We start from the raw sequence: 26,094 nt of genomic DNA, 5'->3' as shown, positions 1-26,094 counted from the left end.
CATAGAGTCCGGCAATGGACAGATGGAGAACGCGATGAGTAGAATACAAGTAACCCCGGAGCGTTTGTTTGAAGCCTCACGAGAGGTTGAACGGACTCGCGCGCGAATGGGAGATACACGCGAGGAACTGGTTCGATTGATCCGCTGGATGGAATCAATGTGGTCCGGGATGGTGCGAGAACGGTTTTTAGAACGATTTGAAGAAACCCAGCCCCGCATGATCGAAACGCTGGAGCATTTGACCCACATCGCGAAGGAACTTCGAGACATTGGTGTCCGTTTTCAACAGGCAGATGAGATGAGCGGGGCAGCAGTGGCAGGTACCGTAGCTACGATGTCGATTGGCGTGAAAGCAACGAATAGTCCTAGCAATAAAGGATATCGAATGGTGTATAATTCTCAGTGGCATATGTGGCTACCGGTTAATGAGAAGGGCGTGACAGATCAGGCAGCCCTTCAGGCGTTTGAAAAGGATAAGGGTAATTTAGATATTAGTACCTTGAATCAAGGCCCTGGTCCTGTCGAACCAATAGATCAGGATTTGATCCAATTACAGATTGAAGCACTGGAGTTGCGGGTTAACCCGTTTACGGGAGAGCCTGTCACGGACTCTTACGCCAAGATGATGATCGCATCTCTGAAATGGAGCCAAATCGTAGGCGGGATCGGGCTGGTCGTTGGAAGTGCGAAAGGCAGCAAAGGTCCATATAAAGGTCGCGGAACCAGTACAGCATTGGACAAAGTGAAGCAAACGATTCGGGAAGCGAAGGTGAAGAGAGATAAGTCAACAAACAGTGGTGTTGCTGGAGTCGCTCATGACAATTCTAAACTAATTAAAGGTAAAGGTGTCTACACTCAGTATTCAGGTGGGCTAAAACAGGCGAGCAAAGAAGATGCAGGTGCGGATTTGCTTGCAAAAAAACTTGGTGGACAGTCTCGAATGATTTTTAATAATGACCCCAAAGGCCGAGAGTTTGATACCGTGTCTGACATGTATATTGGTCAGACTAAGACTTCGATGAATAGTCTGAGTTCTCAATTTAGGGAACAGGCAAAGGCAACTATTGAGGCTGCTATTGAAACGGGGAGAAAAGCATACTTTCATTTTGAGAGAGCACCTGCTGATAAAGTAATTAGGCAATTAAGAGAATATGAGAAAAGATACGAGGTTGAGATTATCATCGATATCTCGCCATTTTAAAGAAAATTTGAGAGGTGAAATTATGTATCAATATCATGGTTGGGCTGTCATTTTAGAAAATACTGGTGATGGTGAGACAAGTAATGAAAGAGTAAACATTGTTTTTGAAACGGTTAAAAATTATATCGAAAGTTTAAAGCCGAGTGTAGATGTGTTAGATGTGAAAGCGATAAACGGACAATATCATCTTTGGATGACAGGACTATGGAATCGCGAGCCTTCACTAAAGTTTACTCCTGTAGAAATAATGAAGAATGTAGGGAGTATCGCGCCTGGTTCTTATGGGATGCTCTATGTATTTAATGATGAGCATCCTGAATATTTTAATGAATTCAGTGTATACGTTCTTTCGAGAGGGCGCTTGGAACAGAAGTACGATCCATTCTTATCTCCATTAATACCAGTGGTAGCTGATGATTCTGAATTTTAAAATTAAGATAGGGTAGGAAGTTATTTCTTTATATTTGATGAATTGTCAAACAAGTTCGACAGTTCCTCTGTGAAAGATTCGTGAGAGATCTTCAAACCCGAGCATTTTTGTTGAATCCACGTTGCCAGGATGAATACGGATCAGCAAAATAAAAGTACAGGCCATGGGTGGTTTCTAGATTGGCATAGCAAGCAAAAGCAAACTCCATGCCTCGGTCAGCTATAACCGTGAGGAATGTCCCTCTGGGGTAATGTGAGATAGACACCAAGAGCTATCTCCATGGAAAATGGGGTACGATTTGGCAGGGAATAATAGTGTATAAACTCGTTTTTATTTTCATTGAGTGTGGCTACGCAGCCTTTACTTTTCCCACGACCTGATACGATGGTATCCAGTTCCGAATATCCAAATGTTTCACGGGAGCGTACTTCTTATGGACGATCCGAAATGGTTCTGGCAATCTTAGATTTACCGTGAGTTCTGTTGGTTTCTGACGCCTTCCCTTGTGCGGAAGGACCTTTAATGTGACGTGAACGGGACGTCCTGTATAGATCCAGCGATAGATGGTTTTAAGGAGAATACAGGCAGACTATCAGCACGGTAACGTTCGGTGATTCGTTCTGGAGACCACGATACCCTCAGTTTTTTCTAGTGAAGCAGCCAAAGTATCTGGAAATTTATCGGAGAAGCATTAGACATTTATCAAAATATGATTTTGGTAAGATTTTTGCGGGAATCTGAAGATGGATTATAAATTGAATATTTATCTATTTCCTTTTTTAAGAATGTATAAAGTAGGTTTGGAGGAAGAGATATGGCAAGAAGAAAAAGTAAGGCGAAACAGGAAGAAGAACTTTTTCAGGGACTAGCTGGCTTGGCTATGTTGGGAGGCACTGCGGGTACATATTCATTAACAAATTCATGGAAAGTTTCAATATGTGTTGGAGTTCTTGGAGTTATAGGTGTGATTTCATTAATGGTTAGTCTTCAACGTAAACGAATGAAGCGTTTAAAGAGGTCGGGAATCGCAGAGATTGATCAAATGGATGGATTCCAATTCGAACAGTATCTTGGGCATCTTTTTCGTTCTCAAGGCTATAAGGCCGAGGTTACGAAAGCAATTGGTGATTTTGGAGCTGACTTAATCTTAGTCAAAGAGGGAAAGCGAATTGCAGTTCAAGCGAAACGCTACAGTAAAAATGTAGGGATCAAGGCGGTCCAAGAAGCACAGTCCTCTATTGCGCATTATGGAACAGATGAAGCATGGGTTGTTTCTAATAGTGAGTACACTTCAGCTGCGTATGAACTTGCAAAGTCCAACAAAGTGAGATTAATAAACAGAGAGGTTTTAATTGAGATGGTGCTAGCCATGAAAGATCGGGGAGTTGTTACTATAGAGGCTTTCTCTGAAATACCTATAAACCAAAACACTTGTCCAGAATGTGGGAACAATCTTGTTAAACGTTCCGGTTCAAGAGGGGATTTTTTTGGATGCAATAGTTTCCCTAAATGTCGTCACACTGCACCAATGAAATGACTATAGGGAGCGAGATTTTACAATAGAGAAACACATTGAAGTATAGTGAATAACTTCAACATTATGTTTATTTTTGAAGTTAAACTAAAAATACATCCAATAATGTGGGCGTCCTGGATGCTATTTTTGGCTTTTCTCATTTTAAGATTTGCAAGCTGGAATGTATTCCTTGTTGAGCGATGAAGTTGAGCTAGATTACTTCTGGATCGTGAAAGTTTTTTCAGAAGAGAAGTCGGCAGAGAGTACTTATGTATTTATATATTCAAGAGGGACAGTAGCCTGCTGTAAAATGGTTTGTAAATTTTGGTTCGTATAGGGCACACACTCGTAAAATGCCATCAACCATTTGATGGCTCTTTTTTTTTGTAAGACTAAGGTTGTCTTAATCGGAATATGTATGTACCTACAGAGGTCTATATGAAGTGACGTTGAATATCCTTGAAACCGAATACGAATTTACAAAGTATATATAAAAGAGGATATAATTAGTTAACATTTATAAATTTGTACTCGGTTACATCCATAGAGGGGAGGACGGATATGCCATTTATTGGGGGAATCATTTTAATTTTTATCCTAGCATTTATTCTATGGTCATTAATGTTCCCGCTATTCAATAAAATAGGTAGTAGAATTTTGAAGAAATACAATAAATTCAAACAAGAGGAGAATGGTGATGAAAAATTCAAAGACGTTTAGGGTAGGGGCAATTGCGGTTGCATTAGTTATTATAGTGGGAGTGCTAATGGTGACCTTCTTTTTAACACGAATTCCTAATGGATATGTTGGGGTCGTATATTCACCAAATGGAGGCGTAAAAGATAGTACACTGAGTCAAGGGTGGAAACTCGTTGGAGCGTTTGATAAAGTGACAAAATATCCCATCCGAATTCAAACGGTGGAATACAGAGATATTCAGATCGCTACCTCTGACGGGAAAAACATCACAATCGATTTTGCTTACAACTACCAAGTAGAACCAAGTAAAGTATCTTCGATCTTTAATACATTTGGGCCAATTAGCATTCAAGAAATTGAGGATACATATCTCAAAACACGTTTCCGTGATGCAGCTCGTAAAGGTATTTCCAAGTTTACAGTCATTGATGTTTATGGTGAAAAATCATCCGAAGCAGGCGTAGACGTCGAACAACGTTTTTCTGATGATGTTAAAGAGTTAGGCTTTATTGTATCAAACGTTACCGTAGGTGTTCCTCAGCCTGATGCTAAGACTCAGGAAGCAATCGATAAGCGTGTTGAAGCTTCTCAAGAACTGGAACGTAAAACGACTGAACTGGAGATCGCCAAGAAAGAAGCAGATCGTAAGCGTGTGGAAGCACAGGGTAATGCAGACAAACTATTGATCGAAGCAGAAGGTCAAGCTAAAGCAAATAAAGAGCTTCAGCAATCATTAACAAGTCAACTCGTTGAATATGAAACCATCAAGAAATGGGATGGAGCCCTTCCATATGTAAGTGGGTCAAATACGCCAATGATTCAATTGCCGACTACAAAAACAGAGCAAAATAGCAGCACGGGGAGCGTATCTCCCTAATAGCGGTTTGAAATGCGAGCCTTGCTTTCTCACCAATTGAATGTGTTGAATTCGAATGAACAAGCCGGTCCAATCGTGGGCTGACTTGTTCATTTTTGAGTCTTTTCAAAGGTACCATGAGGGATTTAGTTAAGCCTTGGCATTGGATTCGCCTGTTTAATCCTGTACAATGGATAACGACAAAAACAACGGTAGATTAAGGATGGATCAGCACGATGAGAATTATTATATCACCAGCTAAAAAGATGAAGATTGATACCGATCTTATGGCTATCGCGCAGATGCCGCAGTTTATAAACGAGTCAGAACAGCTATTGAGTCTGCTTCAAGAGTTATCTTATGACGAACTCAAAGCGATGTGGAAGTGTAACGATGCAATCGCCGAACAGAACGTGGAGCGGATTCGGAATATGAATATAAAAGCAAATCTTACGCCAGCAATATATGCCTATGAGGGCATTCAGTATCAATATATGGCTCCGGGTGTTTTTCAAAATGAGGAATTAGAGTATCTTCAGCAGCATTTACGCATATTATCCGGTTTTTATGGCATGTTACGGCCTTTGGATGGCGTTACACCTTATCGGTTGGAGATGCAGGGCAAGTTGCAAGGTCCAGGCTTCAAATCGCTCTATCAATTCTGGGGCAGCAAACTCTCTGATCAGCTTCAATCAGAAAGCGACTGTATTCTGAATCTGGCTTCCAAAGAGTATAGCAAAAATATTTTACCTTTTCTGAGTGAGGAAACCCGGTTCATTACTTGTGTATTCGGACAAATGGTCAATGGGAAGCTTGTTGAAAAGGCAACCTGGGCTAAAATGGCCAGAGGTGAAATGGTACGTTATATGGCAGAGCACAAGATTACAGATGTGAGGGATGTAAGAAACTTTGATCGGTTGAACTTCGCTTTTTCAGAAGAACGATCCGACGAGAGTACGTATGTATTCATACAAGCAGAGGGAAAGTAGCCTGCTGTGCACTGATCATGTACCAGAATGATACTATTTGATTCACTTAAAAGTCGCCAATTGGCGGCTTTTTTTATTCTTCAGATAATAACTCTAAGTCCTAATCTAAATAGGAAAGATTAACTCAGTTGAAATAGCATTTGAACTGCATCTAATCTATTATTCTATTTTGTATCAGGATAATGAAAGGTTGTGTTTTAAATGGTTATCTGAGATATAAAAGGAAAAAAGTCCCTGAATTTAGGGACTAATTTACTATGTCCTAAAATAAGGAAAATGACGATAATGATTTATTAGGCTCCATTTATACATCTGTTGAGGGAGGAAATGGAGAAAAAACATAAAGGAGGAATATAAATTCCATGAGTTTAAGAAAAGGTTTTATTGTTTTTCTGATGGCTTTATTGTTGTTTGGAACCATGTATCCGACCAGCGGTTATGCGCTTTCGGATCAATCGGATGCCATAATAACAACTGAAAGTAACGCGGAGAAAGTTGATGTTTCTATGGAGGAGTCAGCTTTAACAGACAACGAATATCTGGAAGATATTGATCCGGATTTCTATGAAGAACCGGAAGGTGTAGACGAATTTATCGAAGAACCAGAAGATGAACCGACGGTTACTGATGATACATACGGGGAGAACTCTTTCTCTCCTCAAGCAATGGCCATGGCAGACGAAACGTTGTCCATGAGTCCTGGAGATTCCTATACGTTCACGAATAACGGAAGTGCCACAAGATCGTTAAGTACCAATGCGGCGACTTCAAGAAGCAGTGCATACGATTACGTTATTTATAGACCAGATGGCAGCATCATGGGCGAAAACATGGACTCTACTAGTAGTTTATCAGTAGGTTCAGGTTATACAGCTGTAATCACCTCGACGGGTCAGAATCCGTTTACAGTGACAATCCGTTCAGAATTTTCTTATAGTGTATCAGCTAACCCAGCCATGCTTAGGGTTACGTTATCCAAAGGAGAGAGCTATCGATACTTTAATGAAGGGACACAGTCAAGAGTTCTAAGTGCCGATACTTCCACAGCTCAGGACAGGAAGATAGATTACGCTTCATACAAAGAAGATGGTAGTCTTGTAGCTTCCAATTTCGAAACGACTGGGAAACCTTCACTTGCGGGAGGGAACGAAATCATTATTACTGGAGCGGGCTCACAGCCTGTTAGTGTTGGTTTTCCCTATGAAGTCTATACCGGTGAATGGAGCGATGAGCCAGCCTATACGCGTACAACGCTATATCAGGGAGATAGCTACCAGTTCACTAATATCAGTTCCAAATCCGATGCACTCCAAACGGATGGAACGACCAAAGATAAGCATGATTACGTTGTTTATCTTCCGGATGGAACGGAAAGTTCTACAGGGACGAATACGACCACTAAACCTACTGTAGCAGCAGGAAGAACCGCCGTTGTAACTTTGGTTACAGCAACGCCTGTAACATATGGTGTGCCCTATCGGACATTTGATGTCCAAAAAGCCGGTGGCGATGCAATTACTCGAATTACTGTATATCCTGGAGAATCTATGATTTTCAGTAATAATGGTTCGTTGGCCAATCCGATAAAAAACAATGCAAGCAGTACTAATGGAGCCGTTTTTGATTACGTCCTGTATACAGCAGAGAACGTCGTTCATTCGGATGGTTTTAACAAAAATACCAATCCGATCATTCGCTCACAAGGGTATGCGATTGTGACGGTAGCTGGGCAAGTCCCTATTGAGTTTAGTTACACGGATGATTTCTCGGTTGAAGAAAGCATGGAACCTGCATACCATCGTGTAACACTGAAACAGGGAGAAAGCGTGACATTTTGGAATAACAGCACCGATCGGGAATATCTAGACAGTGATGCTTCTACTAGTCAAGGGAGGATTTTTGATTACGTCACCTATTATCCAGATGGTACAGAACGGAGTACAAGAAAAGCAACAACGGTTGAACCTGTTGTTTTTTATGGAAATAAAGCAGTGGTCACGGGTGTATCCGCTCAACCTGTAACCATAGGGGCGATTTACACCATTTTTGATGTAGAGGATCGACCAAATGAAGCACTAACTAAGATTACGGTATCACCGGGGCAATCGGTCAAATTCCATAATGGAGGCTCACTCAGCAACCCAATACGGAGTAACGCCAAAAAATTAGGTGCACTGTTTGATATTGTGGTGTATAAGGCAGACGGCAGAGCACATAGTGACAAATTCAATAGCAATGTAAGTCTCGCTACCATTCCTTCTGGTGGTGAAGCCGTCGTTACCGTAGGGGGAAGTACACCTGTAACATTTGAATACACGGATGATTTCTCTGTAGTGGATAGCCAGGAACCAGCTTATCTGCGCGTAACGTTGAACAAAGGCGAGAGCTATGCCTTTACCAACATAAGCTCAGATGCGAAAAGGGTCCGAAATGATGCTTCCAGCAGTGAGGGGCGGGTGTATGATTACACGATTTACAACGTAGATGGAACAGTGTCAAGCAGTAGAACAGCAACAGCGATCGAGGCGTATGTCTTGGGTGGTAAAAAAGTTGTTGTTACCAACATCTCGGATCAACCTATAACGTATGGTGGGATTTACCGCGTTTTCCGTGGACAAGATGATCAAGTCCCTTCACCAGAATCGGAAATCACTGTTAACCAAGGGCAGAGCGCAGTATTTACAAATCCGGGTTTGGAACCTGCTCAAATTGAACGAATCGCAGGAGTAAATTCCGTTGTGGATTATACAGTCTACGATAAATCTAATAAAGCATTGTATTTCGTGGAAGGCATGAGTCATGCAACATGGGATATTCCAGCAGGTGCAACGCTTGTTGTTACCGTAGTATCTACGGAACCTGTAACGATTCAATATCATTCTCCTGTGACAGCCAGCTCAAGTCAGGAGCCTGCACTTATCAAGCGGAATTTGACGCCAAATAACATGCTCTTGTTCTCGAATACCTCACCTTATGAGGCTATACTCGTTGGTTCTCCTTCTGAAGGAGGAACCTATGATTACGTTATTCGAAATCAGAATCAAGCTGTTGTTAAGGAAGGCAAGAACGCTACAGGAGGACAATTTGTACCTGGAAAGTCTGACATTCAGGTGCATAATGTGTCACCCCAATCGCTGAGATTTGTAGGTCCTTACCGTAACTTTACGGTCAAGGAAGTGGAAGTGGAGTTTCTGACTTTGTATGAAAACACAGAGACGGCGCTTCCGACAGTTCAGCAAGGGAATGTATACTACCGTTTTAGTCCGTATAGCTCTGACAAGTATCGGATTGCGATAAAGGAATCAGGTGATTTTTCTATTGAGCCTCAGATCGAATTGTATTCAGATAAGGAATTGAGCATTCCGGTAGCTGCTTCAATAGAGCAAGAACAGGTATATGGTGAGCAATATACCGTTCTTGAATTTGAGCTTGAAGGTGGACAGAATTATTATATCAAGCTAAGTGAAAAAGAAGGAAAACCGATTCAGGGAGCCATAAAAGCAGCATGGATGAACATTCGCAATGACAATAGCTATGAGTACGGCTATGGCAATCAATTGCTTAAAGTCGTTCTATTTACAGGAGATCAAATTGTGTTTGAGTATGATCGCAACGGTAATTTAACGAAACGAACGAAAAAGATTTTCCCATTTAATTAATGATTGTCTAAATCTAGGTTGAGGTGATGGAGTGTTTAAGAAAATAACGATTATTTGGTTATGCGTCATATTGGTTCTTAGTGGGTTCGGTTCCTTTGGATATGGAGGACAAGCAGCAGCGGCGGCAGAAGGTAGGGATTCCCTCCCTTCCGCTACCTACATTACAATCCATAGTTTAAAAGAGCAATTTGGTATTAAAGAAGATTGGATTGAGAAAAAACTAGATCAAGGTTACTCGCTGTACCAATTGTATAAAGCTTTACAGACAGATCGCACAGGCGGCGAGGCTGCTGAAAAATGGCTAGAAGCACAAGAAATAAGCGAACCGATTCAAATGGAGGGGCTACGCCCTTCCGGATCATCACAGCAAAATAACTTCTCGATTAATGCTCTTAATGAGGATGCTCCAGGTACAGGAACAACCGTGGACGAAACTGGACTTAACCATGTAGATATCCGAGATGACGCATCGCTTTATATGACGTCTTATGGAGCAGAATCCATCTCAACTGCTACAGGGGAAATGATGATTCAGAGTACTGACCTTTCTCTACCTGGTCTCATTCCGTTTGATCTGACACGCGTCTATGACAGCGCTAGAGCGAGTGGACAGCTGGGCGTTGAATATGACGAAACGACACAGACGTATTCTAATATAGTTACGCCACGCAAGGAAGAACTCTCTGCTGGATTGGGGCAAGGATGGCGTTGGGACATTCCTTTCATGGAAAAGCGTGGCGATAATCAGTATATTCTGATTCCAGGCGTGGGCTATTACCGCTTAAACGCGAATCTGGAACTGGAGGGTTACGTATGGAATGACTTAAGCGTTAAGCGAGATGCGACCGTGACTGTTAATGGCGTATCTAGCAGTTATCGTCTATCCATCCGAAACGGCTACGATTATCTATTTAATGAAGTCGGAGAGCTGTTGCAAATTACAGATGGCTACCGCAATACCGTGGATTTTCACTATACGACATTGAACGGAAACCAAGCCATTGCAAGAATTGAAAACAGTGAAGGTCAGGCGCTGACATTTGCTTATGACAACCTGAAGGTTACTGTACAGCTTGCCGGAACGGATCGGAAAGCAACGTACACGCAACGCGAGGACGAAGGCATTCGCATTTTGCGAGAATTCACGGATGCTCTCGATCGGACAACGACGTATACGTATTATTATCCGGAATCCAAATTCAACTTTTTACCTGAGTTGCAAAGCAACCAAAATACTCAAGGTGTGATGCATACAGCGTTGCTATCGCGCATTACAAGCCCTTCATCAGCTATAACGGATTATGCATATATTCCGGCGCTGAAGCAGATTGGCGAAGCTTCCTCCCATTTCGTATTCAAAGTAAGAGAGCGCAAGAGCCAGTTTAGTACAACGGAAGGCGAAGGCGTTCTGGACAAGGTTAACTTTGAATATTCTGGAGAAGACCTGGAAGCATACGGTCAATCCGCCTCATGGACAACGAAATTGAAAGCAGAGAACACTGTAGATACTCGGACGTTCTCTAAAACGTTTAGCGATGCAGCGCATCCAGATTTGGTTCAAGCAGATAAGCACACGTTAACTGGAGATGATGTGACTTATTCCACGGAGTTACAGTACGATAACCAAACGAAGCGAAACCTTCCGACTCAAATGACGGAGTGGGTTAGTGAGGGTGGACGTGCAGGCGAAAAGCTGATAACGACTATCGCTTATGATGCCAACGGCATGGTGACGTCCGAGAAACAAAGCACAGGACAGGAATCCACCTTTGCTTACGAAACTGGCAAAGCTCCATACAACTGGATCAAACCTATTCGTTCGACCAGCAAGATTAATAGTACCTTGGACAGATACACCGAAACAGCATATAACAGCCAAGGTTCCGTTTTGAAAAGCACAACTAAAAATGGATACGGTGGGCAGTTGCTCACTGAATTGGAATTAAAGCTAGATGATAAGGGAAGAGTCATCAACACCACTGCTAAAGGCGGTTATCTGGCTAAAGACAGCGTGGCAACGCTGAGTTATAATGCGAACGCAGGGCATTTAGTCCAATCAAAAACTATCACGGTAACTGATGTGGCTGGCAGAGCAGAGTCCTATGTGGATTCCTATGAGTATAACAGCGCCGGCGAATTGAAAAAAACAATAGATGCTTCAGGAGAAGAAGAAACGTATCAGTATGACCAGACAGGACGAATCCTTCAGGTCACACATGCCGATGGCACGAAAACAACTACCTCATATGACGATATGAATAATGTCATCGCCAATACGACGCCAGATAATATGGTTACCAAAGAACGATACAATCCGTTAGGTCTTTTGGCTGAAGAACAGACGGCTGTGGCTACTTATAAGTATGCATACGATCGTGAGGGCAATGTCACGGCTGTAGAAGACGCGGAAGGTAATGTTACAAGATACGGAATGGATGCATTTGGGCGAACACTTAGAACACAGTATCCAGATGAGACTATAGCAACGAAAGTCTATAATGCTGCGGATCGGACGGTTATCTATGAAGACGCGGCTGGTAACAAGACACGAGAGAAGCAAGATTTATTAGGTCGTGTGACCGTAGTGGAAGAGTATCGGAATGGCACATACGTTCCGTTACAACAAAACGAGTACGATCTCGATGGAAACGTAACTGCATCCACTGATGGTAATAATCAACGAACGACTTATACGTATGATGCCGCAGGGCGAATTGCAACTGCGACAACAGCCAAACAAGAAACAAGTCGCTATTTCTACAGTCATCAAGGCCAAGTGACTCAGGTCGTTTCAGCGAATGGTCAGACAATTACCAAACAGTATGATGAATTAGGAAGACTGATCAAGCAGACACCACCAATTCTTGATGGCTCTGCAACCAGCTACTACTATGATAAAAGAAGTAATCTGATCAAAAAGCAGGATCGACTTGGAAAAGTAACAGAATATACGTACAATAGTGACGACATGCTCACAAGCATGAAAGCACAGGATACGAGCGTGTCTTATACGTATGATCATGTTGGACGCAGAACATCGATGACCGATGATCATGGCAAGACCACTTACAGTTATCAAGTATCAGATGGTATGTTGAACGGATTAACGTTTCCAGATGGAACACAACTGAATTATGAAAATAATACCCAGCAACGTCTAGGGTATACCCTGACAGATAACAAAGGACAAGCATTGCGCGTTCATGGTGAAGTAGATGCTATGAAGCGAGTAACTTCCATGGATATTACCTCTGGAACAACACCTGTAGATCGTATGACATTCAGTTATGCACCAAACAGCATGTTGGAAAAATTGTCATTTGGTAAAGGTCTTAGTACAAGTTATCAGTTCAGCGGATATGATTTATCAGGAGTTACGGTCTCGCAAGGAACGTCCGCAGTTCAACAGTTTAGTTATGAATACGACGGCAACAAAAATATCACGTCCCGTACACAGAACGGGGAAACCGATCAATATACGTATGATGAACTGAGCCGAATTCAGACAGAAACGGGTACGCAAAAGGAAACATACACATACGAGCGCAATGGTAACCGATATAGTACCGGAAGCGGTAAGGTGTACGGCTTAAAGGATGCTCAATATACGTATGACAGCCAGAATCGTTTGATCAAGGCAACAGGTGAAGGCAAAACGGTAACCTACAGCTATAATGGGGATGGATTGCTGTACGAACGTGCGGAAGGCGAGCAACAGACTCGTTATTATTACGATGAGCAAGCCAAACTGATGGCAGAGGCTGTTGTAAATTCTGGAAAAGCAGAACTGACTTACGCCTATATCTATGACTTGTATGGACAACTATGGGCTCGACAAGACAAGAAAACTGGTAAACTGGAATACTACCAGTTGAACGGACATGGAGATGTCGTAGGCCTCGTTGACGATACAGGCAAGGTTCTGAACAGTTATACTTATGATATCTGGGGTGGGCCGTTAACAACGGAAGCAACTGTACCGAATATACTTCGCTATGCAGGGGAGTATTGGGATGATACGGTTGGGCTGCAATATCTGCGAGCACGCTGGTATGATCCAGGCATGGCACGTTTTATTGGTGAGGATACGTATGAAGGGGAAATGACGAATCCACTGAGTCAGAATCTATATACTTATGTAGAAAATAATCCTTTAAAGTATAGTGACCCAGGTGGAAATTTTAAAATAAGAAGTGCCGATTTTCTTGCTCTAAAATCTTTCGGCATAACTGTAGGCGACTACGTGCAAGGAGAAAAAATTGGAAAATATGACTATGACAGAGCTAAAGACAGGAAAGCCTTAACCGCAGCAGAAAGATACGTAGTTGATATATTAAGACATATGGGGAAAGATGTATACTTAAACCCTGCGAAGGTAGATTCAAAACAGTATGACTTCAAAATTAACGGATACCATAAGGTTGAATTAAAAACTGCCAATCCCGAACAAGGGGAATTTAATTTGACCAGTGCTATGAGTGCGATAACATATGGAATTGAAAAACAAGGAGCTTATGTGGCTATATATGATTTAACATACTATAATGTTGAATATGATTTAGAGGATATAATGAATCTAAGCACCAAACTTGCAGAAAGGTATAAAGGAACAACTATTATGTATGCAATTCAAGTTTGGGCAGATGAAGGAATTTACTATTTTGATTGGAAAGCTGGAAACAAAAATTTAATAATTAAGATGTAGGGGGATAGATTGTGGAAAAACAAGAGATATTTATGAAGGGGTATCTAAATAGAGGAATCAAGATAACTTTTCTTGACAACTTAAATGTAATTGGTATCTACATTAATTATTATTACCTTAATAATGTTATAGTGATTGTACCTGAAGAGGCTCACGATGATACACGATTACTGATTCCGTTGAGTGCAATAAAAACGATAGAGCCTTGGGACCTTGAACACGATTTACTTAAGGATATTTGATGAAATAGATCTTTTGCATTAAATGGCTGGAAAAACTATAGACCACATGTAGTTAAACATCACAAGAGTATTTGATTCAGTAACAACAATTAGTTTGATGATGCCTTTTTTAGTTTTAATGATTAAGCCAGTCCATTAGTGGGCTGGCTCATTTGTCTTAAGTCTTTTGAAAGGCACTACAACGGGGCGAGTGTACCTGGGGATTGAATTCACCTACCAACTAGGATAATTCAGTAAAGTAACGGCTAAAGAGATTTTTAATTCTCTGGTTCAATTCCTTGAATATACATCAACTTTTTATGTGAGAGAAGATCAAGTGAATTCCATACACTATAATTTCCTTTCTTCAAGAGATGCTAGCAAAGCATTTATATTTCATGTTGTTTTCTACTAGATTACTAGTAAAAGTCCACTTGATTAAAGGATCTTAACAGTAAATGAGAGTACAAGGTGTGTTATGTTTAAAAGTGTAATAACCAAAGTGTTTTTTGATATGTTTCCTGAATTTGAAGTAGCATATCAAGAACACATTTCAGATTATGATGAAGAGTTAGCACATGTTTTTTTGGCGACAATGTACCATTTTAGCAAGAATTGGTGATGATCTAAATATATATAGAAGCACAAAAATATATGGGTGAACGGAACAAAAAACTTTCGGATGAAATTGAATCGTTTATCGGGAGAAAAAACCATTACCAAATAAACCATAATTGTGTAAGGAGACACTCATTTCTTTTATTTGAAAAGTTAATTATTAGATATATTTCGAGTGTTTTCTGACAAATGAATATGAACGAGTTGTGAGATCTTAATGGACAAAACGAATATCATGGCTGAATTTAATATTATAGGAGATCATTTTGAGCCGAAGTTAATCACAGAACAGATTGGAATCGAGCCATCAGGAACCTATATAAAAGGAGAAGAGATTGATGATAGAGATTTGTATCGAAAAGAAGCCTGTTGGTTCTTGGATACGGACTATCAGGAATTTTTTGATATCAATCAGTAATTGAACCAGATCCTCATTTTTTGAAGCCACATATTAAAAAGTTGAAAACGTGGTAGTGGCAGGCTGCAACTTCTAGCTTGTTCGTGGCAGGATACTCGGCGATGCTCTTTGCAATGTTGCTCTTAGGATCACGTCACAACGGAGAAAAGACGCAGGGGATGTATATCCCTGCGCCTAATCAAGAATCAAATCCGTTTACATCAATCCAGATAAGATAGAAAAGACTCTAAAAAATGCTTTTCTAACTCAAGCTGGGCAGAGCTTTTAGCACTTGTTAACGAATGATTAGCTCGTTCCAAAGCCGCACGAATTAGGGACTTGGCGGAATCTTTGTCTTCAAACACATGGTCCATGCGAATGCGGGCTTCCTTAGCCCCATAACGAAGCATCAGGTTGTATTCCATCTCCATATGTCGCGCCAACAAGGACGAACCTGCAATTTTACCATCAGCATCGGTCAAGGGATTGAAGCCACTGTTTTTTCCTCTGCTTTGTTCCACGCATCTTGGACTTCTTGATATGCATTCTTCAAGGTCGCCTGAGAAAATGTACTAACATAATTGTTAGCAGAAGAGTGAACTGTCACATCCAATTTAGGTGCGATTTGATTCGCATCCGAAGCGAGCCTTTGGGCTTACTTCCCGTATTCCTCATGATAGAACCAGGATAGCCAATTCCTCCAATATTCATATTACATCCTTCCTGTTAACGAACATTAATCCAAGCGGTCCACTGTGTTGGAATATTAATGGAATAGACCGTACCTACAAATTGTCCACCTGTACTAGGCGCTTCATAAACCCAAGAATGGGCAAAAGCATCTACGACACGGTCACCGTCCAGATCAATAGCTTCAGACCAGTTGTTAGTCATTGTATTGCCGGCGAGTGTGCCGTAGTGACTGCTGTCATAACCGATCTGGAAAGTAATACACTGAATCCAAGCCCCACCATGATCATTGGTCGTGGAGAGCGGGTTGTTATTGAAGCCGTAAATTTCTTGACCGCCATTAGGAGATACGACACCGTATACATTAATGTGAGATACTTTCGGAGCAGGTGCAAACAGAACTGGACCACCCGCATTATCTGCCTTCTGCGATTCAAATTCAGCCTTAGCCGCTTTCACAGCTTCACGGAATTCTTTGGAATTAATAATTTCTTCCTTTGTCATAGGTTTGGCTTGAGTCACATCACCGTCTGCATAGGCAGCTACATTAAATGAAAGCACTAGAACAAGAATAAGAGCTAAACTAATCAATTTTCTCATAGCAATAAATTCCACCTTTCTTGTTATGGGGATTCTTTTACAAAAACATGCGGTTACGACAAATAGACCTGCTTGCAGCTTAAAGCCTCTTGCCCTCCTCTCTTTTAAAGATGGTTCTTCCCCTTTTTTCTTTACTAAAAAAGAAATTAAGGAGGTAGAACTCTACAGGCTAGAAAACTCTATGAAGTAGGAATGTATATGTAAAATGAATGCCTGCCAATGATTATGTGTTGCAGACAAAATGTAAAACTCATTTATACGCATTGATATCTTAGCTATGATAGGCTCTGATACTTATCTTGAAAATATAAGATTTCAAAATAAATATTTAAATTGTAATATATTCCATTTATACAAACATATAGTACACCTAATCATCCGTACGAGTCAAGTTTCTTCATTAATACTATGATTTGTTAAAGTTTTCTGCTTGTCGTAGTAAAATGCCACAGTATCCTGTAGTCGTAAAAGGAAAACCCTCTGGAACATGTATACACCTACATAGAGATCGTATGGGGCTGAGGGACGGATATAAATCATTCTGAGCGTGGATTCATGCAGTGAAATCAGGAGGTTAGCCGGATGTAATTGCCATTAAACTTCTGCTAACATAGTTGTATCATATCTTAGATGAGCGGTGAAAATGGATGAATACCATTAAAGTTACCCCTGAACAGTTACATCACGTATCGAATCAAGTGGATCAGGCGAGACAACAATTGGAGCATATACGGGAGGATCTCACAAGACAGATCATGTTCCTTCAGCAGATGTGGCTAGGTGTGACGCAGGAGCGTTTTTATGATGAGTTTGCACGGTCACGTCCTGTATTGCAGAAGGCGCTAGAAAGTATGGTAAACACCTCTATGGAACTGAAGGATATCGCCACGCGATTTGAGAATGTCGATGCTGAAAAAGTGAGTCTTGGCAGTGCTGTTAGTGCTCTAGTTGCGGGAGTAATGATGAAGACCTCAAGATATTATGCCGGTTCGGATGATAAGGGCTACCGGATGGCACAAGTCAATATGTTTGGGAAGCTGATGTGGATGCCTGTGAATGAGAATGGTGTTACGGATCAGGCAGCCTTGCAGGCATATAAGAAGGATCAGGGGCATTTGGATTTTAATCGGATGCAAGCTACGGATGCTGAAGCGCCAGGGGAAGATATTTATGCGATGCAGATCAAAGCCTTTGAAAATGGAATTCATCCCTTCACAGGCGAGCCTGTATCCGATAAATATGCTCAGATGATGTTGACTTCTCTGAAGTTCAGCCAGCTATTTATGGCATTTCAGATGGTTCGTGGGAGTATGCCGGGTGGCAAAGGGCCGTTTCGCGTACCTTCTTCTCATCCAGCTGTGGCGAAGATTAAAAAGAATTTGGAATCGGCTGAAGCGAGGAAAGGTAGTAAGATTAAGGGGACGGGTGATGTTTCAGGGGTTAAGAGTGCAAAAGAGGTTGAGATTATTAATAAAAGGGGAGAATCTCTTGGTGAATTTGATGAAATTGACTTGAAAAAAGGCGTCTTCTATGAAGATAAGTCTGCTCAAGGTCTTAATAAAGTTAATCCTAAAACAGGACTACCTGCACAAACACCGCAAGAATTCGCGGACAAACAAATACTTACCAAAACGCGAAATCGGATTTTTGCTCTAGAGAACGCCACATCGACAAGAACAACTGTGAATGGGTCTCAGGAAATACCGGCACTTCAAGAAATAAAAGGCATTAAAGAGTTTGTTTTTAGACTAGACGGTGATACACCTAAATTGAGGCAAGCTGTTAACAAAAGCATTAATAAACTAAAAGAAGAGTTTCCTGACTACAAATTTAGTGTTACTTTTGGAGGTGAATAAGTGCATGTCAATCAGTGCTGTAATATATGAACCGCAAAATGATTTTGAACAGAGTTTCTTTGTTCCCATTGCTACAGAATCGTTTTTTAAAGAATGTTGGCAACCTGCGATTGAAGCACTAGGGTTACAATGGACAGACCTTTTTTCATCAGGTGTTGATGTAGAGGAGGAAGATGTACCGTCAATTATTGAGGAACTAACTCAAATCAAAGATTGGGCGGTAAAAAACTTAACTGAGGAAAAAAGGGATAAAATGTTCGAAAGAATAACAATTCTTCAAAATAAATTGCCACTAGCATTTCAGCGCAAAGATGCTGTTGTTTTTATAGGATAGATCGGTTATTCGTCATTGTTACAGTTTGATGGGATTACCCGATGCAGAGTGAATCCATCATTCAATCAATAACATAAGATCTGTATAAAGACTTCATCAATTGAGTTGTATGCTGGAAAAGGCTTTGGGTTCATCCCTAATTAATGCTACTCTTTCGCATTGAACAGGTCGATTATGGTGAGATACCACTATGATTGATCTGTTTTTTGTTACCTTGTTTCTCCTGTGGTTTTTAAGAAATCTCAACTATTTAAACTGCTGCAATGATAAATACAGTGCAAGGACTAGGATGCAACTTTATTTCAGAACACCACGATCACTAAAATTATCAGTACTTAATTGAACATGTTTCAGCGGGAACGTCATGTGTTAAAAGCTAGCCACTGGGCCTCTATTTAAGCCTCAGTATTCAATAGAAAAAAGTAAAATAGTAATTTTGAATGTTAAGATAGATGGAAAAAAATGTTTAGAGGTGCTGATAATTGGTTTATTTCCAATTTTAGTTAAAGTATGAGGCTTATATTTTTATAACTTTTTCCCTCGTTTTAATGGTATTATAATCCTAAAAAGGAGGGGTAATATTGAACGATTTACGTGGATCAAAATGGAGAAAATGGGATTTACATTTCCATACACCATCTTCATTTGATTATCAAAACAAGTCAATTACTAATTTAGAGATAATAGAGGGTCTCGAAAAAAAAGAGGTTAGAGCAGTAGCCATAACAGATCATCATGTCATGGATGTAGAAAGAATAGAGGAGCTTCAGAGATTAGGTAAAGAAAAAGGGATTACTGTATTTCCCGGAATTGAGTTAAGATCTGAACTCGGTGGAAGTGAATCTATACATTTTATTGGTATTTTTCCAGAAGATTCTGATGTTAGAGAAATATCAGTGAAATTACAAGGGAAGCTTGAAATCACTTCCTCTGATATTAGAAGGAAAGGTGACGATTTTGTTTATTCTGATTTCAAAGAATCTTCCGAATTAATACATGAACTTGGTGGAATTGTAACAGTACATGCTGGTAAGAAAACAAATGGTATTGAAAGCATTCGCAACAACCAAAAATATAAACAGGCTATAAAGAAAGACTTGGTAGAAGGCGGATATATAGATGTATTCGAGGTTGGGCAGCTGGATGACGTGGACGATTATCAAAACATTGTATTCCCACACTTGGGAAGGAACTTTCCTTTGATTATTTGTTCAGACAATCATCTAATTAAGGAATATCACACAAAAGCAAATCTTTGGATTAAATCTGATCTTACTTATAAAGGGCTAAAACAAGCAATTACTGACTCAAACGATAGAATAAAATTAGGAATAAAGCCTGAGCAAATAGTTAATTATGAAACAAAAAAAACCAAAATAATAGACTCACTTATTATAAATAAAACCAATCATAAAATGACAGATTCATGGTTTGATGAATGTAATTTAAAGTTTAACTCAGGACTTGTTTCTATTATAGGAAATAAAGGAAATGGAAAGAGTGCATTAGTGGATATACTCGGATTATTAGGAGGAAGTTCACATAATACCTTTGAATTCTTAAATGAGAAAAAATTCAGAAATTCAAAAAACAATATCTCACAGCATTTTGAAGCGACATTAAAATGGGCAAGTGAAGATACATTTACAAAAAGTCTGTCTGAAAATGTGTCTAACACTGAAGTTGAAAAAGTCAAATATATCCCCCAGCAATATTTAGAGAAACTATGCAATGAAATGAATATCGCTAGTGGCAACAGTTTTGATGATGAAATAAAAAAGGTTATTTTTTCTCATATTAGTATCGAGAATAGACTTGGCTGTGAAACTTTTGACTTATTGTTGGCTCTAAAGACTAAAGAACTGTCTGAGGAAATGAATATTTATAGAATGCAAGTTAGTGAAACTAATTCATTAATATGTGAAATAGAATTAAAATTAACAAATACTTATAGAGAACAGCTGACTGAGCAACTAAGAGTAAAACAATTAGAATATGATCAACATATAAAAACAAAGCCAGAAGTAGTAGAAAAACCACTTAGTGGTGATCAAGTAGATAGTGGCTATGCGCAATTGGCTGAAGAAGTAGCTTTACTGAATGCTCAAAAGTCGCAGCTTCAAGATGAAAAATATATGAAAGTAGAAAAAAGGAAATTTTTTGTCAAGAAACAAGAAGCAGTCAAAAGTTCATTGGGGAAAATTGATAATTTCGTTTTACAGTTTGACAAACTAATAAAAGATTTAAGTGAAAATTTAGAATTGTTAGAAGTGAATCAAGAACAAATAATTACTTTGAAAATTGATAAATCTTTACTTTTATTTAATCAAGAACAGATTAATGATGAACTTATCAAACTAACTGAGTATTTGGATGAAAACTCTGTTGAATCATATAATTACCTATATGAAGGTCTAAATGAAAAACTAAAACAACTTGAAGAGAAATTGGATAGGCCCAATAAACTCTATCAATCTTACTTGACGCAAATGGAACAATGGGGAAGAGTAGAAAAGGAATTAATGGGGGATGCGTTAACACCGAATTCACTTGCATACATACGCAACCAACTGATTGAACTTGATTCTCTGTTACCAGCCGAACTGATTAAGTTAAAAGATTTGAGAAAACAGCTTTCTAATCAAATATTTGATTTAATACAGAAGTTAATATCTACGTATAAGGATCTTTATAATCCTGTTCAAATTGCGATAAGTACCCATCCTTTGATCAGGGAAAAATACCAGCTGAACTTCGAAGTCTCAATAGTGCTAAACACATTTGTGGAAGAATTTTTTAAAATGGTTGGGAATTCTAGAGGCTCATTTTATGGAACAGAAGATGGAAATAGAAGACTAAAAGATATTATTGATAAGTACGAATTTTTAAACTTTGATTCCATTGTTTCTTTTATTGAAGAAATTATTCTAAACTTAGAAACAGATCAGAGATATTCATCTAAATCTGATATACCTATTGAGTCACAGCTTCGAAAAGGTGTGACCAAAGAGCAAATATATAGTTTTTTGTTTAATCTAAATTATTTATCACCAATCTATGCTTTAAAACTTGGAGATAAGGAAATTGATAAGCTGTCACCCGGGGAAAAGGGTGCGTTATTGTTAATGTTTTATCTCTTAGTTGATCTGGATGACCGCCCTTTAATAATAGACCAACCTGAGGAAAATCTAGACAATCAATCGGTTTTTGAACTGCTGGTTCCTTGCATTAAAGAAGCGAAAAATAGAAGGCAAATATTTATTGTTACTCATAACCCCAATTTAGCAGTTGTGTGTGATGCGGAACAAATTATTTATAGTTCAATTGATAAGAAAAATGGAAATAGAGTTAACTATCTTACAGGGGCAATCGAAAATATCGAGGTCAATAATAAAATTGTTGATATTCTTGAAGGGACATGGCCAGCTTTCGATAACAGAACAAATAAATATATTATGTTGGTGTAAATTGAAAATAAATTAGTACCCCTTTCGAGGAAAGAAAATTCGGAAGGGGTACTTTGAATTAGTGATAATGAATTAAATGATGGAATCGTCAAAATATAAAATAACCTTTAGAAGGGTGAGGAAATGTCAGAGATTATTTATAGAACGAAAGAATATTTTAGATTAATTCAAATTGGGAAATGTATATCAAAACATAATAGGAAGCAAATTATGACATCCTCTATGAGGTCATATTTTTCTGAGGTTATATACGAAAAATCTTTGTTAAATGCTAATAGTATCATTAATTTAATACCCAATTCTAATCAAGATAATTATGAAGAAGCTCAAAAATACTTAGATATTAGTTCTGTAGCAAGTTTATCTAGAAATTTAATTGAAATTCATAATGTATTCAATTACATGTGCGAACGAGGTATTTCAAGTGATGAATTTGAATTCAGATTTTATCTATTTTCCTATCATCAACATTTATCATCAGAGAAAATAATTGCTACACTTGGTATTCCGAAATCTACAGGTTATTTAGCGGGTTATGGTCTTTCTTACAGTCAAAATATGCTCCTAAATAATAGTATCTATATATCACTCAGTGATGGTTTAAAAAAGGAGATACAAAAAGGGAAAAAACCATTCTTCTTTGATAGAGTACGAAAAAGACACTCTCCCATCAGTAAAGAGATTGAATCTGGAATTTTTAATTTATTATCAAATAGTGTTCATTCACTTCCTATTGGGTTATTTAATAATTCTTCTTATCCTGGAGATTCACATCTAGATAGAAGTAATCTAGCATTTATTGCGTTAGAAACCTCAATATTATATTTCTCGTCAGTTGCCTTAAGATATATAAAACTAAGAAATAAGCTATCCAAAATTCTAACTTCAGAAGATGTGTTTTTCATTAAAGAAATGACCCAAAACGATAATTTGATGAGTTGGATAAAGCAAAGAGCTGATTTGGAGGATCAGCATAAAATTTAAATGTTGCTAGGTTAATTTATTTCTTAAACATCAAGATATATGGTCAAGAATTTCAATGAGTTCAGAGGGATTTTTATATTTCTACCTATAGATTATCTTATTTATATTTAGTGACTTTCTCCTTCTAATGGGCACCTTATACTGAATGATTTGACTTTTGAATAAAGTTTATTGGTAAAAAATTGGTGCAGAAATGGCTATCAATTTATAGGATAAGGTTTTTTTACATCTGTCCGATTTAAAAGATAATCTGTGCTGGTTTGATGATAATCAGCAAGCTTTATCAATATAGCTGTTGGAATATCCAACTCACCACGTTCATAGTTGCTATATACACGTTGGCTACAGCCAAGATAGGTGGCCATTTGTGTTTGGGATAAGTCTTTGTCTTCACGCAAATTGCGTATACGAGCATACATGTTCATCACCTCACCAACATCATACTTTAGCGTGTTATCCGCTATTGATTTTTAGCGGAAAATCCGCTAAAGTATAGTGAGAATAGTTGGTAAAAAGACTAGGTGGGGATAACATGTCAAACCTGATCGAGGATTTGTTTCACGGGAACCTGCGGTTGGACGAGTCGATTCATCCTGAGCAGGTCGAATATCAAGAGATCAATCGCCAAATATCGGACCTGATGCAGGACTACAAAACACAGCTTACGGGGAACGAATACGATGCTCTGGAACAACTGATAGACTTGATCGGACAATCCACATCCATGTATGTGGAAGCAGCGTTTGAGCAAGGTTTTCGCACAGGCGGCAGACTGATGATTGAGGTTTTAGCCAAACCGTGAGTATCTACCTACTTCATAAGTTAGCCGCAGACAGAACAAAGTAATCAAAAATCCCCTTCTCCATTACCGCCAATCAGGCTGGCATGGGGGAGGGGATTCTGCTTTTAAATTATTCCTTTATCTCAATAACTACTACCTACCGTGCCCCAATATTCTTACCCGCTGGCGTACCCGAGCCGATCAGATCACTACCACCTGCAAGCTTCAGGAAATTGCTTAGGACAGGCGTGCCATCCGCGCTACGCGTTACCGAAGGCACGAGGGAGACAAAGTCGGCTGCGCTGGCGAGCAGGCCTTTGGCATTCTCGCTTTTTTTGTTTTTCCACCAGACGTTGGTGCTGCTGACGTCGGTTCCGCTCGTTTTGTCGCTGGCGCCACCTTGGAAGGATAGGTTGTTGGTGAAGATATGGGTGCCTTTATCGAAGGCAAAGTTGCTTTGCCCGTTGTTCCAGGAGGTGTTATTTTTCATCTGAATCGAACCGGGATTGCTGTTATATGTGAAGCCGTGCTTTTTGTTATTAAACGCAATGCTGTTCTCGACGATATGATTCACCGCAATCTTCTCGCCGCCGAGCTTGAAGCCGTTGCCATCGCTGTTGGAGGTGGAGGTGCCGTCTGATGTTGCACCGTTAGCATAGGCGATGCTGTTACGGATCGTGACCGCGCCGATGGCACCTGTGTCCGTTTTGCTATACAGATCCCAGCCATCGTCCACGTTATAGGCCGCAATACAACCGTCGAAGACGTTGCCCGGGCCTACGGTCAGTTTGGCCGCAAAACCGTCTGCATCCTCGCCGTCATCGGGGTCATAGTTGTTGTGGGAGTAAGAACGAATCACTTCATTATATGCAGGCCATTCACTCTTGGCGGCTGTGGAAGCATAACGTCCCATTTGAATACCCGTATCCCGGTTGTGATGAGCTTCGATCTGCTCCAGACGGTTGTAACTGCCTCCGATGAAGATGCCGTTGTCGCCCGCACCCTTCACCTCAAGCCCTTTGACGAACCAGTAGTCTCCGAACATTTGCAGTCCACGATTGGTGGAAGCGAAGGCTTGAGCGGAGAAATCAAAGACCGGTTTTTCCGATCCATACGCCACCAGGTTTTTACGTTGGCTCGATGTGCCGCTGTTGCCACGTTCAATGGTAATGGTCTGGGAGAAGTTATAGGTACCGCCGCGTAGATAGATCGTTTTGCCTGGTGCGATCTGGGTCAATGCGTTAGCCAGTGACGTTGGACTGTTCAGTGTTCCCGGATTGCTGGCTGAGCCGCCAGGAGACACATACAGATCACCCGCAGCAAGTGCGATATTCGAAGTCGCCACCGATTCAGAGGGATTTTGCAAGCTGCTCTCGATCAGCTCTTCAGCACCAACCGATCCACCACCAATCAATAATAGAGGGAACGCGGCACTCAGACAGATATGGGCCATTTTGGATTTGAGGGAGCGTTCCTTCAGAGAACGTGCAGATCGTGCAGATACATGAGTGGATGTGGATGGGAATAATTTCATTACGTAAGCCTCCTTGGTTAATTGGGAATAGAATGAAGAGCATGTGGTAGCTGTGTACCAGACCGTTACCTATGAGATAGATCATGCCGGCTGGTTAGATGTAATCTCTAGGACACAGCTTTATGGTAAATGTTGTAAGCGTTATCATCAATAATCATCTGATCAGATGGAGGTACATGCAGGTAGGTCAGGCCTGCAAGCTTCCAATGCCTGTAATATCACGTGAATTATGTAATCTTTCCATTGGGTGATAGCTCTCATTTAACGAAGAATCATCTGAAATGAACGTAGAGAAGTACGCTTTTCCATCCTCAGAGTACCAGTTTTACTTATGATCCACTCCTATGAACTTCATTCAACCTAAAATAAATAGCAGCCTACATCCTGAAGTGGAGATTACACTCAAGCTAGTCATGAAAAAGCCCTGATAGCAGCTGCAACGAGCAACTTGACGATCAGGGCTATGTTTAATCCAGAACGTAATCTGCTTACTCAAAATACTCGGATGTACTAACAGTGTCAGACTTATCAGTCTAAATGCTGTCCAGCTACTTTAA

At 40.0% G+C, this 26,094-nt stretch carries 19 protein-coding genes; 15 read left to right on the top strand and 4 right to left on the bottom strand.

The window, feature by feature from the left end; all coding sequences use genetic code 11:
• The first annotated feature begins 34 nt into the window (after positions 1 to 34).
• From MKY66_RS19890 to MKY66_RS19845, 10 genes are all read left to right on the top strand, one after another.
• Positions 35 to 1,201, top strand: coding sequence for a WXG100 family type VII secretion target (locus MKY66_RS19890; protein WP_256704395.1), 1,167 nt, complete (start codon positions 35 to 37; stop codon positions 1,199 to 1,201).
• 22 nt (positions 1,202 to 1,223) lie between these two features.
• The gene (locus MKY66_RS19885) at positions 1,224 to 1,631 is read left to right on the top strand and encodes an Imm7 family immunity protein (protein ID WP_076216989.1); all 408 of its coding nucleotides are present in this window, start codon (positions 1,224 to 1,226) and stop codon (positions 1,629 to 1,631) included.
• A gap of 814 nt (positions 1,632 to 2,445) precedes the next feature.
• On the top strand, positions 2,446 to 3,168 hold the full coding sequence (locus tag MKY66_RS19880) for a restriction endonuclease (protein ID WP_076216988.1): 723 nt from the start codon (positions 2,446 to 2,448) through the stop codon (positions 3,166 to 3,168).
• Between the two features lie 540 nt (positions 3,169 to 3,708).
• A complete protein-coding gene (locus MKY66_RS19875) occupies positions 3,709 to 3,867 on the top strand; it encodes a hypothetical protein (RefSeq protein WP_165789856.1) in 159 nt (52 codons plus the stop codon).
• A complete protein-coding gene (locus MKY66_RS19870) occupies positions 3,845 to 4,723 on the top strand; it encodes a prohibitin family protein (protein WP_083657417.1) in 879 nt (292 codons plus the stop codon). Before MKY66_RS19875 ends, MKY66_RS19870 begins: the two co-directional genes overlap by 23 nt.
• Positions 4,724 to 4,938: 215 nt before the next feature.
• A complete protein-coding gene (gene yaaA / locus MKY66_RS19865) occupies positions 4,939 to 5,691 on the top strand; it encodes a peroxide stress protein YaaA (protein WP_076216986.1) in 753 nt (250 codons plus the stop codon).
• Between the two features lie 362 nt (positions 5,692 to 6,053).
• Positions 6,054 to 9,350 carry a hypothetical protein gene (locus MKY66_RS19860; RefSeq protein WP_076216985.1) on the top strand — a complete coding sequence of 1,099 codons (3,297 nt, stop codon included), beginning with the start codon at positions 6,054 to 6,056 and terminating at the stop codon, positions 9,348 to 9,350.
• A 31-nt stretch (positions 9,351 to 9,381) separates the two neighbouring features.
• Positions 9,382 to 14,055 carry an RHS repeat-associated core domain-containing protein gene (locus tag MKY66_RS19855; protein WP_076216984.1) on the top strand — a complete coding sequence of 1,558 codons (4,674 nt, stop codon included), beginning with the start codon at positions 9,382 to 9,384 and terminating at the stop codon, positions 14,053 to 14,055.
• Between the two features lie 11 nt (positions 14,056 to 14,066).
• Positions 14,067 to 14,297, top strand: coding sequence for a hypothetical protein (locus MKY66_RS19850; protein ID WP_076216983.1), 231 nt, complete (start codon positions 14,067 to 14,069; stop codon positions 14,295 to 14,297).
• 832 nt (positions 14,298 to 15,129) lie between these two features.
• On the top strand, positions 15,130 to 15,312 hold the full coding sequence (locus MKY66_RS19845) for a DUF4279 domain-containing protein (RefSeq protein ID WP_339805684.1): 183 nt from the start codon (positions 15,130 to 15,132) through the stop codon (positions 15,310 to 15,312).
• Positions 15,313 to 15,512: 200 nt separating this feature from the next.
• Here the strand turns inward: MKY66_RS19845 and MKY66_RS19840 are convergent, their stop codons facing one another.
• Both MKY66_RS19840 and MKY66_RS19835 read right to left on the bottom strand, forming a co-directional pair.
• A complete protein-coding gene (locus tag MKY66_RS19840; protein WP_076216981.1) occupies positions 15,513 to 15,812 on the bottom strand; it encodes a hypothetical protein in 300 nt (99 codons plus the stop codon).
• A gap of 205 nt (positions 15,813 to 16,017) precedes the next feature.
• Positions 16,018 to 16,581, bottom strand: a complete 564-nt coding sequence (locus MKY66_RS19835) for a DUF4879 domain-containing protein (RefSeq protein WP_076216980.1) — start codon at positions 16,579 to 16,581, stop codon at positions 16,018 to 16,020.
• Positions 16,582 to 17,228: 647 nt separating this feature from the next.
• Between MKY66_RS19835 and MKY66_RS19830 the strand changes: the two genes are divergently transcribed.
• From MKY66_RS19830 to MKY66_RS19815, 4 genes are all read left to right on the top strand, one after another.
• Positions 17,229 to 18,437: a WXG100 family type VII secretion target gene (locus MKY66_RS19830; RefSeq protein ID WP_076216979.1), complete on the top strand. Its 1,209-nt coding sequence runs from the start codon at positions 17,229 to 17,231 to the stop codon at positions 18,435 to 18,437.
• Positions 18,438 to 18,441: 4 nt separating this feature from the next.
• A complete protein-coding gene (locus tag MKY66_RS19825) occupies positions 18,442 to 18,771 on the top strand; it encodes a hypothetical protein (RefSeq protein WP_076216978.1) in 330 nt (109 codons plus the stop codon).
• A 581-nt stretch (positions 18,772 to 19,352) separates the two neighbouring features.
• Positions 19,353 to 22,238 (top strand): TrlF family AAA-like ATPase, encoded by a 2,886-nt coding sequence (locus MKY66_RS19820; RefSeq protein ID WP_076216977.1) that lies wholly within the window; start codon positions 19,353 to 19,355, stop codon positions 22,236 to 22,238.
• A gap of 123 nt (positions 22,239 to 22,361) precedes the next feature.
• A complete protein-coding gene (locus MKY66_RS19815; RefSeq protein WP_076216976.1) occupies positions 22,362 to 23,222 on the top strand; it encodes a hypothetical protein in 861 nt (286 codons plus the stop codon).
• Between the two features lie 200 nt (positions 23,223 to 23,422).
• On the opposite strand, the gene MKY66_RS19810 is transcribed toward MKY66_RS19815, so the two are convergent.
• Entirely contained in the window at positions 23,423 to 23,641 is a 219-nt protein-coding gene (locus MKY66_RS19810; protein WP_076216975.1) for a helix-turn-helix transcriptional regulator, read from the bottom strand.
• Positions 23,642 to 23,754: 113 nt separating this feature from the next.
• On the opposite strand from MKY66_RS19810, the gene MKY66_RS19805 reads away from it, so the two are divergent.
• Complete coding sequence (locus MKY66_RS19805) at positions 23,755 to 24,024, top strand: DUF6809 family protein (RefSeq protein ID WP_076216974.1); 270 nt, start codon at positions 23,755 to 23,757, stop codon at positions 24,022 to 24,024.
• Between the two features lie 136 nt (positions 24,025 to 24,160).
• On the opposite strand, the gene MKY66_RS19800 is transcribed toward MKY66_RS19805, so the two are convergent.
• The gene (locus MKY66_RS19800; protein ID WP_076216973.1) at positions 24,161 to 25,537 is read right to left on the bottom strand and encodes a right-handed parallel beta-helix repeat-containing protein; all 1,377 of its coding nucleotides are present in this window, start codon (positions 25,535 to 25,537) and stop codon (positions 24,161 to 24,163) included.
• Positions 25,538 to 26,094: the final 557 nt, after the last annotated feature.

This window comes from Paenibacillus sp. FSL R5-0766, from assembly GCF_037971845.1.
Taxonomy (GTDB): Bacteria; Bacillota; Bacilli; order Paenibacillales; family Paenibacillaceae; genus Paenibacillus.
Note: the sequence above shows the minus strand (reverse complement) of the source record. Positions and strands in the feature narration are given on the sequence as shown.